Source organism: Proteiniphilum sp. (assembly GCF_034927365.1).
Classification (GTDB): Bacteria; Bacteroidota; Bacteroidia; order Bacteroidales; family Dysgonomonadaceae; genus Proteiniphilum.
Window position 1 is genome coordinate 1 of record NZ_JAYFQD010000038.1, and the last position, 12901, is coordinate 12901.

12 protein-coding genes, 1 tRNA gene and 2 pseudogenes are annotated in these 12901 nt (G+C 39.9%); 8 read left to right on the forward strand and 7 right to left on the reverse strand.

Features of this window, described 5'->3' with window-relative positions; all coding sequences use genetic code 11:
* A pseudogene (locus VB073_RS17020) lies at positions 1 to 228 on the forward strand (type I glyceraldehyde-3-phosphate dehydrogenase); the annotation flags it as partial.
* 184 nt (positions 229 to 412) lie between these two features.
* On the opposite strand, the gene VB073_RS17025 reads toward VB073_RS17020, so the two are convergent.
* Positions 413 to 580 (reverse strand): DUF362 domain-containing protein, encoded by a 168-nt coding sequence (locus VB073_RS17025; RefSeq protein ID WP_323405396.1) that lies wholly within the window; start codon positions 578 to 580, stop codon positions 413 to 415.
* A gap of 186 nt (positions 581 to 766) precedes the next feature.
* On the opposite strand from VB073_RS17025, the gene VB073_RS17030 reads away from it, so the two are divergent.
* The gene (locus tag VB073_RS17030) at positions 767 to 1471 is read left to right on the forward strand and encodes a porin family protein (RefSeq protein ID WP_323405385.1); all 705 of its coding nucleotides are present in this window, start codon (positions 767 to 769) and stop codon (positions 1469 to 1471) included.
* Here the strand turns inward: VB073_RS17030 and VB073_RS17035 are convergent.
* From VB073_RS17035 to mtaB, 3 genes are all read right to left on the reverse strand, one after another.
* Positions 1452 to 2504 (reverse strand): glycosyltransferase family 2 protein, encoded by a 1053-nt coding sequence (locus VB073_RS17035; protein ID WP_323405386.1) that lies wholly within the window; start codon positions 2502 to 2504, stop codon positions 1452 to 1454. The genes VB073_RS17030 and VB073_RS17035 overlap by 20 nt on opposite strands.
* Positions 2505 to 2637: 133 nt before the next feature.
* Positions 2638 to 3540, reverse strand: a complete 903-nt coding sequence (locus VB073_RS17040) for a lysophospholipid acyltransferase family protein (protein WP_323405387.1) — start codon at positions 3538 to 3540, stop codon at positions 2638 to 2640.
* Entirely contained in the window at positions 3540 to 4853 is a 1314-nt protein-coding gene (mtaB, locus tag VB073_RS17045) for a tRNA (N(6)-L-threonylcarbamoyladenosine(37)-C(2))-methylthiotransferase MtaB (RefSeq protein WP_323405388.1), read from the reverse strand. The genes VB073_RS17040 and mtaB overlap by 1 nt, the downstream gene beginning before the upstream one ends.
* Before the next feature lie 195 nt (positions 4854 to 5048).
* Here mtaB and VB073_RS17050 point away from each other — a divergent pair, with 195 nt between their 5' ends.
* From VB073_RS17050 to VB073_RS17070, 5 genes are all read left to right on the forward strand, one after another.
* On the forward strand, positions 5049 to 6695 hold the full coding sequence (locus tag VB073_RS17050; protein ID WP_323405389.1) for an AMP-binding protein: 1647 nt from the start codon (positions 5049 to 5051) through the stop codon (positions 6693 to 6695).
* Between the two features lie 170 nt (positions 6696 to 6865).
* Positions 6866 to 7099 carry a hypothetical protein gene (locus VB073_RS17055; RefSeq protein ID WP_323405390.1) on the forward strand — a complete coding sequence of 78 codons (234 nt, stop codon included), beginning with the start codon at positions 6866 to 6868 and terminating at the stop codon, positions 7097 to 7099.
* Positions 7100 to 7271: 172 nt separating this feature from the next.
* Positions 7272 to 8753 (forward strand): alpha-L-fucosidase, encoded by a 1482-nt coding sequence (locus VB073_RS17060; RefSeq protein ID WP_323405391.1) that lies wholly within the window; start codon positions 7272 to 7274, stop codon positions 8751 to 8753.
* 63 nt (positions 8754 to 8816) lie between these two features.
* A complete protein-coding gene (locus VB073_RS17065; RefSeq protein ID WP_323405392.1) occupies positions 8817 to 9434 on the forward strand; it encodes a DUF3256 family protein in 618 nt (205 codons plus the stop codon).
* Between the two features lie 10 nt (positions 9435 to 9444).
* Positions 9445 to 9516, forward strand: a tRNA-Arg gene (locus VB073_RS17070).
* A gap of 526 nt (positions 9517 to 10042) precedes the next feature.
* Here the strand turns inward: VB073_RS17070 and VB073_RS17075 are convergent.
* A pseudogene (locus VB073_RS17075) lies at positions 10043 to 11047 on the reverse strand (recombinase family protein); the annotation flags it as partial.
* Between the two features lie 23 nt (positions 11048 to 11070).
* A complete protein-coding gene (locus VB073_RS17080; RefSeq protein ID WP_323405393.1) occupies positions 11071 to 11382 on the reverse strand; it encodes a hypothetical protein in 312 nt (103 codons plus the stop codon).
* Positions 11383 to 11542: 160 nt separating this feature from the next.
* Between VB073_RS17080 and VB073_RS17085 the strand changes: the two genes are divergently transcribed.
* A complete protein-coding gene (locus VB073_RS17085) occupies positions 11543 to 12334 on the forward strand; it encodes a HEPN domain-containing protein (protein ID WP_323405394.1) in 792 nt (263 codons plus the stop codon).
* Positions 12335 to 12696: 362 nt separating this feature from the next.
* On the opposite strand, the gene VB073_RS17090 is transcribed toward VB073_RS17085, so the two are convergent.
* A partial coding sequence (locus VB073_RS17090) for a DnaB-like helicase C-terminal domain-containing protein (protein ID WP_323405395.1) occupies positions 12697 to 12901 on the reverse strand: 205 nt, incomplete at its 5' end.

Genomic DNA, 12901 nt, shown 5'->3' on the forward strand with positions numbered 1-12901 from the left:
ATGAAAGAAGCGTCTGAAGGCGAACTGAAAGGTATCCTCGGTTATACTAACGAAGATGTAGTATCAAGCGATTTCATCGGTGACGCCCGCACTTCCATCTTCGACGAAAAAGCAGGTATCCAATTGAGCCCGACTTTCGTAAAGGTTATCAGCTGGTATGACAACGTATGGGGTTATTCAAACAAAGTACTCGACCTCGTTGCTTACATGGCAAAAGTAAACGGATAATACATAGTATTATACTTTATAGTAAAACGCCTCCATCAGGGGGCGTTTTTTTATGCCTGCTCTCTTCTGACGTCGTTTTAATTCAAAAGAACAAGGTTTTTAATATCCGGATAATCCCAATTATAAGGCACAAAAAAAGCCGGACAACAACTGTTCGACTTTCTTCATTCAATATTCCGGAGTTCTATTCCGGATGAATTGATTCTGTAGGACATACTTCTGCGCAAGATCCACAATCAGTACATACATCAGGATCAATTACATAAATATCGCCTTCTGATATAGCCTCAACAGGACATTCGTCGATGCATGTTCCACAGGCAATGCAAGTATCATCAATTACGTAAGCCATAATAAATAATAAATTAGTTATTGTAATCACTTTATATTGATGCAAAGATAGTCAGTTTTTTTCTAAAACAAAAAATGTGCAAGAGATTGGTCGTTATTTAGAATCCATATAAATATATCTTCAATTAAATTATAGAAGGAGTAGGACAAACACAATAACCAGCCATGAAAAACGTTGTAATAAGGTATGATCAGGAAAATAACATATATTCTTCTGCTGATGGTAGTTTCGGGAAACCTGTACAGTCAACACCATAAATTGCAACACCGGCCCTATGCCGATCAGCGATTGTTCCATCTGGGATTTACTCTTGGCATGCATACTCAGGATTTGATACTCACCCAATCGGGATTTGTCAATGAAAATGGAGAGTCATGGTTTTCTGAAATTCCCCAATATTCTCCGGGGTTCACCGTCGGAATTATTGGGGACATGTACCTTAACAGGTTTATGAATCTTAGAGCAATTCCATCACTCTATCTGGGTGATAAGAGTTTTGTATTCAGGGAGCAATCAACAGGAGAGGAATACACGACAAACATTCGTAACAGCTATATCATTCTACCGCTGCACCTGAAGATATCAGCTGACAGGATCAATAATTTCCGGCCATATCTCCTTGTAGGCGGTTATGGGAGTTTGGAATTAGCTTCTACCAAAAACAAGGCTGTATTGTTAAAAACGTATGATACCGGAATTGAGTTTGGTGTAGGATGCGATTTTTATTTACCGCTTTTCAAACTGGCTCCGGAGCTGAAGTTCAGTTTCGGTCTGGTTGATTTATTAGAAAAGGATAGAGTAGACTTGAAAGAGGACGATCTACATAAATATGCCAACTCGCTATCGAAAGCCGTCCAACGGATGATCACACTTAGCTTCCATTTCGAGTGATACTATTTCCCCCCCGATTGACAGCCGAATAACTCTTTTTTCCTTTGAAGTAGAAATCCATCAGGATACTCCTCCTATATTGGGTTGGAATATGTTCTATAATTGTTTTACGCAGATTTTCTTTGCGAAAAGGTTCATAAGAGGGTCTCATCTTCCGGAAATCCTTATAAGCATCGACTACCGCCCATACACTCTTGAAATTTCCCTTTAATGAAAGTCGTATACAAGCCAGAATATCAAAGAAAAATCGTATGATAAATGTAGACAGGTATCCCCGTTGTGGTATATTCTTATAGAGCATCAGCAGATTATTACGAAAATTGAGGTACATCTTTTTCGGGTTATCCTGATTCAACGATGCTCCCCCTACATGATAAACCACAGAATCGGGTATGCACATTACTCTCCTGCCCCGGGCATTCAACCGCCAACAGAGATCTATCTCCTCCATGTGAGCAAAGAAACGGCCATCCAATCCTCCTGCCTCCGTGTAGTCTTTCTTCCTGATGCAAAAGCACGCCCCGGTCGCCCAGAATATCGGTATTTCGGTGTTATACTGATTATGATCTTCTTCCACTACATGCAGTATCCGACCCCTACAAAAAGGATAACCATAACGATCGATAAACCCTCCGGCTGCACCGGCATACTCAAACATTTTTTTCTCCTTGTATGAACGTATTTTCGGCTGCACCGCTGCCACTTCCGGATGTGTATCCATATAGGAGATAAGAGGCTGGAGCCAGTCCGATGAGGTTTCCACATCTGAATTGAGTAATACCAGGTATTCCGAATCGATCTGTTGTAATGCCTTGTTATATCCATCAGCAAATCCATAATTTTTATCCAATGTAATTACCGGTAAATCAGGATAGTGACTCCTGAGGAACTCCAACGAATCATCAGCCGAAGCATTATCGGCCACGACCACATTGCTTTCTTCGCTCAATGTGTGTTGCAGCACCGAAGGAAGAAACTGCTCCAGCAATTTCCTTCCGTTCCAGTTCAATATAACGACTGATACTCTTATCACAAATTACAAATTACTTAAAAACTAAAAATTCCACCTGTCCACTTTCCCACTTTTTCCATCTCATACCTATCCACCTAATCACCTATTCACATTCCGTCAAATTGGCACATCATCACCTCAGTAAATCATCAAATCAATTTTCCGGTTTCTTGAATTTCCACCGGTTATGCGACCAGAGATAGTAAGCCGGTTCCCGCAATGTTGTTTCCTCCAATTTCCTCATATATTTCTCTATAATACTGAACTCGGCCTCTTCACTAGCATCGGCAGAGATAAGAAATAATTTGCCGACATAATATCCTCTTTTTACCTTCTCAATATCCAAATAAACGACTGAGTTCCCGAGACGTCGTGCTATTTTTTCCATACCCACCTGCACGGGAGTCTGCTGGTTGAGGAAAGTAGTCCAATATTTCTCTTGACGCGGGCCAGGCCTTTGATCGCTCAGGAATCCTATCACCATTACTTCTTCCTGGTCCTGAAGCCGGATCATCTGCCGGATGACATTTTTCATCTCTATCGGTATTGCACCGAAATGACTTCGTATCCTCCGGAAAAGATAGTCTGATGCCCGGGAATGCAATTTTTTATAAACTAATCCTAATTCAGTATCCGAGGTCAATTGTAAACCGATAGAGGTAACCCATTCCCAATTGCCGTAATGGCCCAGGCTCACAATACAGGATTTCCCGTTGGAAATGAGCCGTTCAATTATCTCCGGATTTTCAAATTTCATCCGCTTTCGCATCTCTTCATCAGAAAGACGAAGCGTTTTGATTGTCTCTACAAAATAGTCGCACAGGTGGCGGTAGAATTTCTTTTCTATCTTCTCAATACTTTTCTCCGTTTTTTCCGGAAAAGTATTCTTCAAATTTTTCCTTACAAGTTTCCTCCTGTATCTTGCTACATGATACACTACCAGGTAGAGGATATCAGAAAGAATATAAAGTATTCTAAAAGGCAATAACGCAAGTATATACACCAATGCGTACAACAGCGAATACCCGATCCCCTTTTTACTTCCTTCGTCCTCCATTAAAAAATCGCTTTCATTGCCATTTCTTCCTCATCATATGCGCCCACTTCCACCTCTACTACCCTGTTCACTAAGGATGCATCGTAATCGGCGTACAACTTTACATAATTTTCGGTAAAGCCATGCATTTTCTTACCCCGTCGTGTATGTTCAAACAATACTTTCTTCCGGTGTCCTTGTTGAGAGAGATAAAAATTCCACAACCGTTCATCGGAAAGATCCAATAGCGACTTACTACGTGTATGTTTCGTCTTCGGTTCCACCACGTGATCAATACTTAGCGCTGCCGTACCGGGACGTTCGGAATAGGTAAACACATGCAGTTGGGAGAAATCGAGAGAACGGATAAACGATTCGCATTCTGCAAAGTAATCATCCGTTTCACCCCTTACACCCACGATTACATCTACTCCGATAAAAGCATGGGGAAGGATCTTTTTGATCTTTTCCACCTTGTGGCGGAATAGTGCCGTATCGTAGCGTCGTTTCATCAGTTTCAACACGACATCACTTCCCGATTGCAACGGCATGTGAAAATGAGGTGCAAAACGATTCGATCCGGCTACGAAATCGATAATCTCATCCGACAGCAAATTCGGCTCAATAGAAGAGATGCGATAGCGCTTCACCCCCTCCACGTTATCGAGTGCCTGGATAAGATCCAGAAAAGTCTCTTTGGTACTATGCCCGAAATCGCCAATATTTACCCCGGTGAGCACAATCTCTTTGCCACCCTCCTGCACAACCTGTTCAGCTTGCCTCACCAGATCGGCTATCGATCCGTTACGGCTCCTTCCTCTCGCGAAAGGGATCGTACAGAATGAACAAAAATAGTCACATCCGTCCTGTACTTTCAAAAAATAGCGGGTCCGGTCGTCAGCCGAAACAGACGGAACAAACGAGCGTATGCGGTGTGTTTTGGAGGTAATGACCGCCCCTTTCCCTTTTTTCTGCAGATTATCAAGGTATTTCACCACATCGAGCTTTTGCTCTGCCCCCAATACCAGGTCAACACCTTCAATGCCGGCCACATCCTCAGGTTTCAACTGGGCATAACACCCTGTCACAATTATAAATGCCGACGGGTTCTCCTGGATAGCTTTCCGGATAGCCTGACGCCCCTTCTTATCTGCCAACTCGGTGACAGAACAGGTGTTGATCACACAAATATCAGCTTCCTGCCCTTTCCGGGCACGAAGTACACCCGAGTTCAATAACTGTCGACCGATAGCGGATGTCTCTGCAAAGTTCAATTTGCAGCCAAGCGTATAATAGGCTGCCGTTTTATTTTGAAAAATAGTTCTATCAATCATATCTGATTCGCCGTATTCACATCTATTCTTCTCATAAACAGATCTATGGAAGCTATAATTGACATGACAATAAATTACTCTGTGAATAAAAGAAACGACAAAATTACAATTTTACTCCTAATTTACCCCTCTTTTTTCTTTGATAATATATTTTTAGCTATTACTTTTGCACATATTTAGCAATATTGTGCAATTATGATTGAGCAAAACTTCATTAAAATATACGAAAAGAGTTTCAAAGAGAATTGGAATCTACCGGCGTTGACCGATTATAAAACCGGAACTACATACACCTATGCCGAAATGGCGTGTGAGATAGCCAAACTGCACCTTCTGTTTTCAGAGTTACGGATTGAAAAAGGAGATAAGATCGCCTTGGTCGGGAAAAATCACACCACCTGGTCGATTGTTTTTATGGCCACAATCACTTACGGTGCAGTAATTGTCCCTATCTTACACGAATTCAACGCAGGGAGTATTATCCATATCATCAATCATTCCGATTCAAAACTGGTTTTTATCAATGATGCTATTTGGAAGTCCATCGACAAAGACAATCTGAAGATACCTGTATTCGAGTTACCCTCCTTTTTACTTATAAAGAGTGATAATATAAGGACGAACAAAATAGTGTTAAACCTCGAAGACCTCTTCCATCACACTTATTCAAGGAATTTCTTACGCGAGAACATACATTATGCAGAAGTAAGCAACGACGAAGTGGTTTGTCTCAATTACACATCCGGAACAACCGGATTCAGTAAGGGTGTGATGATTACTGCAAACAATTTTGCCGGAAATGTTACCTACGCCCATAAACTGGATCTGCTTTTCAGAGGTGATCGCAATCTGGCATTCTTACCCATGTCGCATGTCTATGGTTGTGCCTTCGATTTCCTCTACGCTCTTTCTGCCGGTGTGCACATTACACTACTGGGAGTCTCTCCTACCCCGCAGGTTCTTATTGAAGCATTCCAGGAAGTGAAACCACACCTTATCATTACTGTACCCCTTGTTTTTGAAAAAATATATAAGAAACGTATTCTACCTATTATAAAAAAACCGATTGTAAAAACGCTTTTAAAAGTACCGGGCCTCAATAAACTTATACTTGGTATAATAAAAAAGTCTCTGATAAAGAGTTTAGGCGGAAATTTCAGGGAGGTAATTATCGGAGGGGCAGCGCTCAACGCAGAGGTAGAAGCTTTCTTTCATAAGATAAAATTCCCTTTTACTGTCGGATATGGTATGACAGAGTGTGCTCCACTTATTTCCTACGACCATCATTACGATTTTGTACGCTCCTCTTGTGGTTCCATATTAGAAAATATCATGGAAGCACGTATTGATTCGCCCGACCCGGAAAATATTCCGGGAGAGATTCAGGTCAGAGGAGAAAACGTAACGAAAGGATATTATAAAAATCCCGAAGCGACGGCCGATACTTTTACCTCAGACGGTTGGCTTAAAACCGGTGACCAGGGAGTGATGAAAGGAAAACGTCTTTTTATCAAAGGGAGAATCAAAACCATGATCCTTTCGGCGAACGGACAGAATATTTATCCCGAAGAGATAGAATCGCGCCTGAACAACCTCCCATATGTTATGGAGAGTTTGGTTGTTTTACGTAAATCAAAACTTGTAGCTCTGGTTTATCCCGAGTTTCCTGCCTTGAAAGAAGATAATATCCCGGAAGAAAAGCTCCAAGGGATTATGGATGAGAATAAGGAGATACTCAACAAGTCTGTAGCCCAATATGAGCGGATTTCAGCCATAGAAATAATGGACGTAGAGTTTGAAAAAACACCTAAAAAGACCATCAAGCGCTTCCTCTACGAGTAATAAATCAAATTAAATAAGGATTCTTTTTTTCCAATCATCAAGATTGATAATCGATTAATATTATTTAACTATAATATTTTAGAGAAACATGTTATAAAACATGTTTTTGATATAATTTTGCATTGTTTTTGATGAAGCATTATTATTTATCGTTTAAGATTATTTAAAAAATGAAAAAAGTACTTTTTTTAGTTGCTACTATCGCAACTTTGGGTTTCACTTCATGCAACCATGCTCAACAAAATGCTGAGAAATCGGCTCAAGACAGCATTGCTGCAGCAGCCAGATTAGACAGCATCGCGAAAGTTAAGGCTGATAGCATCCAGGCAGCAATCAAAGCTGCTGAAGAAGCTGCTACCGACACCCTGAAACAAGTGGTTGAAGAAGTTCCTGCTGTGAATTAAGCAGGGAGTAAAATTGAATTTGAAGTACAGCCACCCCAAAAGGGTGGCTTTCTTGTTTGATATTCTGCCAAAAATAGTAACTTTGTTTATCTATTCTCCCAAATGATATGGAGAATGAAACCAAAGGACAAGCCTGATTTGTCCGTAAAGTCAATTATATACAAAGTTGGAAATGAGAAAGATCTTTTTTACCGCTTTATTACTACTACTCGCAGCTCTCTCCGGATGTAACCAGAGGACCAATTCTTATTTCGAGAAAAAACTGACTTTCCCCGATTTACTTACCTCCGATCAGAAAGTCAAACTGTCGGCTTATGTTGTTCCTACGCAAAGTCAGTATGAATGGCATCAAATGGAATTAGGCGCCTTCATACATTTTGGGATGAACACCTTTACCGGAAAAGAGTGGGGAGATGGCACAGAAGACCCGGCACTCTTCAATCCCGCTGATTTAGATGCAGACCAGTGGGCTAGCACTTTACAGAGAGCAGGATTTAAAATGATTATTCTGACGGCAAAGCATCATGATGGCTTTTGTCTTTGGCCTACCAGGACTACCAGCCACTCGGTCGTATCTTCACCATGGCGAAATGGAACAGGAGATGTGGTAAAAGAGGTAAAGGATGCTTGCGAAAGACACAATATGAAATTCGGAATTTACCTGTCACCATGGGACAGAAACGCCAAAAGTTACGGCGACTCTCAGCAATACAATGCTATGTTCGCACAACAATTGACAGAGTTACTTACGAATTACGGAGAGATTCATGAAGTATGGTTTGACGGTGCGCACGGAGATGAGCATGATAGTAAAGTACAAAAATATGACTGGCTACATTTCTATCAGGTGATAGACAGCCTTCAACCCAAAGCTTTGAAAGCGATTATGGGTAACGATATACGGTGGGTAGGTAATGAAGAAGGTTTCGGCAGGGAAACTGAATGGAGCATTACACCATTACAGCCGGATATCAGTGATCTATTCATCAACGAAAATATCCGACTGGGGATTTCCCCGACCACCGAAGATCTGGGTAGTCGCCGGATTATAGAAGAAGCGCGAACTATTCACTGGTATCCCTCCGAGGTGGATGTATCAATACGTCCGGGCTGGTTTTATCATCCGGAAGAAGATCAGCAGGTGAAAACATTATCGCAACTGGTAGATATATATTTTCAATCCGTTGGGATGAATTCCGTACTCTTATTGAATATTCCTCCGGATAAACGTGGCAGGATATATGAGACTGATGCAGAACGCCTCAGACAATTTGGAGACTATATCACCCAAACGTTTGAAAACGAAAAGCTCACCAATGCCAATATGGAATGGAAAGCCCGTACCGGAGAAGCCCGTGAATTTAATGTGATACCCGGTGAAACAATCAATATGGTGATGCTGCAGGAAGATATCCGCAAGGGACAGCGTGTGGAAGAGTTTGCTGTGGAAGGGTGGTTGAACGACCAGTGGATTGAACTGGCTAAGGGCACCACCATAGGCTATAAACGATTGCTCAGGTTTGATGACGTTTCCGTTTCGAAACTAAGGGTGATCATTTCCGAAACACGTGATATTGCAAACATCTCCAAAGTGGGGGCTTATCACGCACCACACCTCGATAATGATCATCATAACCATTCATCTTCAAAGTAAAAATCAAACAGCGAAAGGATAAAAGAGATTCCAGGCAGATTGAGAAATATAGAATAAATGAATATGCGAAATTTTATATGGATATTTTTACTCTCCGTTTCTATAGTGGCAAAAGGACAAAATATAGGAGAAGTATTCAAAACAATGCCATCGGAACTCCTTCCGGGAGTTTCGGAAGGCAATAAAACCATGCTATTGGTCGATTCGGGCCAGACAACCGTTCCTTATGTATTGGGGGAGATCAAGAAAGTAGGACAAAGGAATGACTACCTCAAGATAAAAACATCGGACGTTGGTACCATCCAGTTGAAACTATTACCGGTTACGAGCGATTCTTCGATCGTATGTATAATCAAAACCGTTTGTGCAGACGTTTGTGATAGTCATATCTTTTTCTACACGACAAAGTGGGAAAAAGTTGAGAGTAACATCTTCCTGCCGAAAATTTCTTCAGAAATTTTCTTCGATTCTTCAAAAAAAGAGATGGAAAATTATAAATATGCCCTATCTTTGCACCACATTTATCCGATCTCGGCTGCTTTTAGTGAAACTGGAAACAATTTAACACTGACACTCAACTACAAAGCACTTTTAACCGATGATCAAATAGCAGAGGTAAAGCCTTTCCTGAAAAGCGATTCCGTTACGATGAAATGGGAAAACGCTTCATTCAGGCAATAAGATAAATCCTGCGCCCGTAGTTCAATGGATAGAATATCGGATTCCGGTTCCGACGATGTGGGTTCGATTCCCGCCGGGCGTACCCAGCGGGACAAGTCAAAAAAAGAGAGACTTGTCCCGCTTTTTTGTCCTTGTAACTTATTGTTAGACTGATAGATAATAGCAATCACGGAATTTAGTCTCGGGGTTCGATGTTTTGTTCCGTCAAACTCCAAAAAATCAGGGAACATCGAACCGAATATAATCCTTTTTTCTTCTATATCCCCATTCTCGTACCGTCTATCTATATTTGCGACCTTTTTTAAAGTACTCGCCACCAAATCTTTAATCTCTGCTCCAACTGTTGCCAAGTCGTTCAATCTGCGTTCTAAAACCTCTATTTTTCCTTTCGTAAGTTTCTTTACTTCTTTAAAATCATCATCAGCCATTTCGCCATCGGCATTCTTTAAAAGTGCATTTTGATAGCGCTTGTTCAAAGAATCAATTTCATTAATAATATTTGTCCTTTCAGCATTTTGTGTCTTAGTCTTGCTATTGAAGTCTTTTATAAAGGCTTCAATAACAAGATCAACCATGCCAGCTTTTGGCGACATATAACGTAATTGTTTTATAAAAGCCTCATTAACTATTTCGGCTTTGAATCTTACTCCACATGATGTACTACAATGATAATAATTGTAATAAACACCCAACTTACCCCTTGAAGAACTCCCTGTCAGCATCCTATTGCATTTAGGACATTTTAGAAAGCCCCTAAGAGGTAAATCTTCAGTTGAGACTATCTTCGGTTTTACGACTCGCTTCCTCCCGTCCAGTACGTCCTGCACTTCCCAAAATAGTTTCTCGCTAATTAGTGGTTCATGCTGACCCTTTACAAAATACCCTTTTTCTTCTTTATATGGAGGAACGAAAATTTTACCACAATACAACGGGTTTCGTATAGCTCTCCAAAAGCTATTTCTACTGAATCGACCTATCCCATTAGCTTTTTTCTTTGCTTGCTTCCATATCTGTTCCGTATTGAAATTACTTGAAGCGATTTCTTCAAACGCCCACTTCAATATGGGGGCTTCAACTTCGTGCAGAGCAATATATTTCTTTTTGTTTTCTCCCGTTTTGTTTACATATCCCAACGGAGCAGTAGCCATATACCGCCCCTCTTTTCTCGCCCTGCGCATCCCATGAAGAACATTCAATGCCCGTCTGTCATTTTCAACTTCCGGTGCAGCAAGATAGAATGCAAGCATGATCTTGTTTTCAGGGATGGAGAGGTCTAAGGGCTGTTCTATCGCTTCGGGACTGACACCAAATTTCCGTAACTGGCTAATCATTTGATAGGCATCACCGGCATTCCTACTGAACCTGTCCCATTTTGTAAAAAGCAACAAACTCCCTACCCTACTATTTTTTGATTTACGTAGGTTTGATAGATATTTTTCCCATTCGGGTCGATTGAAAGATTTAGCAGAATGGTCTTCAAAATAAATATCCCTTATGAAAATGTCTTTAATCTCACAATATTTTCTTAAACGGTCTTCCTGATCACGTTGTGAATATCCCTTGTCCGCCTGTTCATCTGTTGATACACGTATATATAAATCAGCCTTTATCATTGCAACATTCTCGCTTTATATGACTAAAATTTTCCCCTTAAATATTGATTTACTGCAATACTGGCAATCTTTTTGACAAATGCCAAGATTGTTTTGGCTTCCTCCAAATTGACCTCCGTTCCTTTCTTTTTTAAGATTTGAACTACTCTTTCGGGAGTTAAATCGTTTGTTTTATCTTCTTCCATTCTCAAGAATATATCCAAATCACGCAATAATCGTATAAAATATAATCCATTATCCGGCAACAAACAGGTATAAAATATTCTTATTTTATGGCGAATTCGCTGGTCTCTTTTTTCTCGCTGTTCTCCTATGACTTGGATACTGTCGTTCATTTATTATCAATTGAGCGTCGGCCTGATATTGTGCCATACCTTCATAGTAAAAGTTTTTCATATGCTCAGTATTCTAAAAATACAATGGCAAAGACAACAAAATGAAAAAATATCTAAAATAATACGTATCTTTGTAAATTAACTATTAAAACAAATAATCATGGGAAAAATTATTTATGTAAATGGAGGTATCGTAATAAAAACACCTTACTTTAAATCTACAAATATAGGGGCTCTCTTCCCTGAACCTCCCGAAGGATCTGAAACGTGGGAGCCAAACGAGGAGGAAAACGGTTATAGGTTTCTTGAGATTAGCGACGAACGACCTCAATCAATTTTTAATAGTTATTACGCAAAGTGTGGATTTGCTACCTATGAGTTAGGCGCAGTTCTTTTACATAAGGATTTTTCAGAAGCACATAGAGATTACATCCAAATAGTAAATGATATATCTGAATTACTTGAAGTAGTAAGTAACTCCGGATTAAATGAGAAATATATAAAAATTATACGCGGACAAGCCATTGTTAATGTAATAGCATCGGTAGAGACATTTATTTGTGATACCATATTAACCAAAATAACAGAAGATGAGAATATCTTTCATGATTTCCATAAGTTTTTATTTGACCCGTTCAGAAAAGAAGCAAAGGAATTCTTAAATCAGGGTATGATTGGAGAATATGAACAAAAGGTGATAGATGGCGTGATTGAGCTATCTTATAGCAATATCAAACGCATTGATAAAATATACAGAGAAATCTTCGATATCGCTATTAATGACATAAACGACACAATGCATAAACACATCTCAAACCGGCATAAGTTCGCCCATAAAAACGGACGAGGGAAAGATGGTACCTATATAGATATTTCAAAAGAAGAGATCTCTGATTTAATTTCCGATGCAAATGCTTTTGTTGATCAAATTATGAGTAAAATCAACATATAGAGATCCAATATACGGGCCCGCAAGTACATTTTTATCCTCTGATACTTAGTGTTTATGTTTTTTATTAGCTCAATATTCGTATCAAAAGGTTCTTACCTTTTTAATTTTCGAACCGTTGTTGTGATTTGAGACTGTTTCCCTTTGGGGTGATTTTCTTCTGAATCATACTGGTATAGACTGTCTTTCGATTGATTAATTCGTTTCAAATCTTCCAGAAAAGAGTTCGAATTTGCACCCTCTGGATGTACAAATGGCATTGATTATCAATCAACTTACATTAACGCAGTACGAAAATCCGGACTAATTCAGATTAGTCCAGCTTTTCGTATAGGGTTACAGGTAGCTTTTCCCTGATCAGCACGCTATTGAATAATATTACTGAATAATCGATATTCAGGGTCAAAATGAAGATTTACCGAGAAGGGGGATCCATTTCTATTTTTCTTAACCATGATCTCAGCAACACCCAACAATGAGTTTCCTCTTTCATCTTCTGTAATACGGTAATATTCTGGTCTGAATATGAATAAAACAACATCTGCATCATCACAGAGGGTTCCACTATCT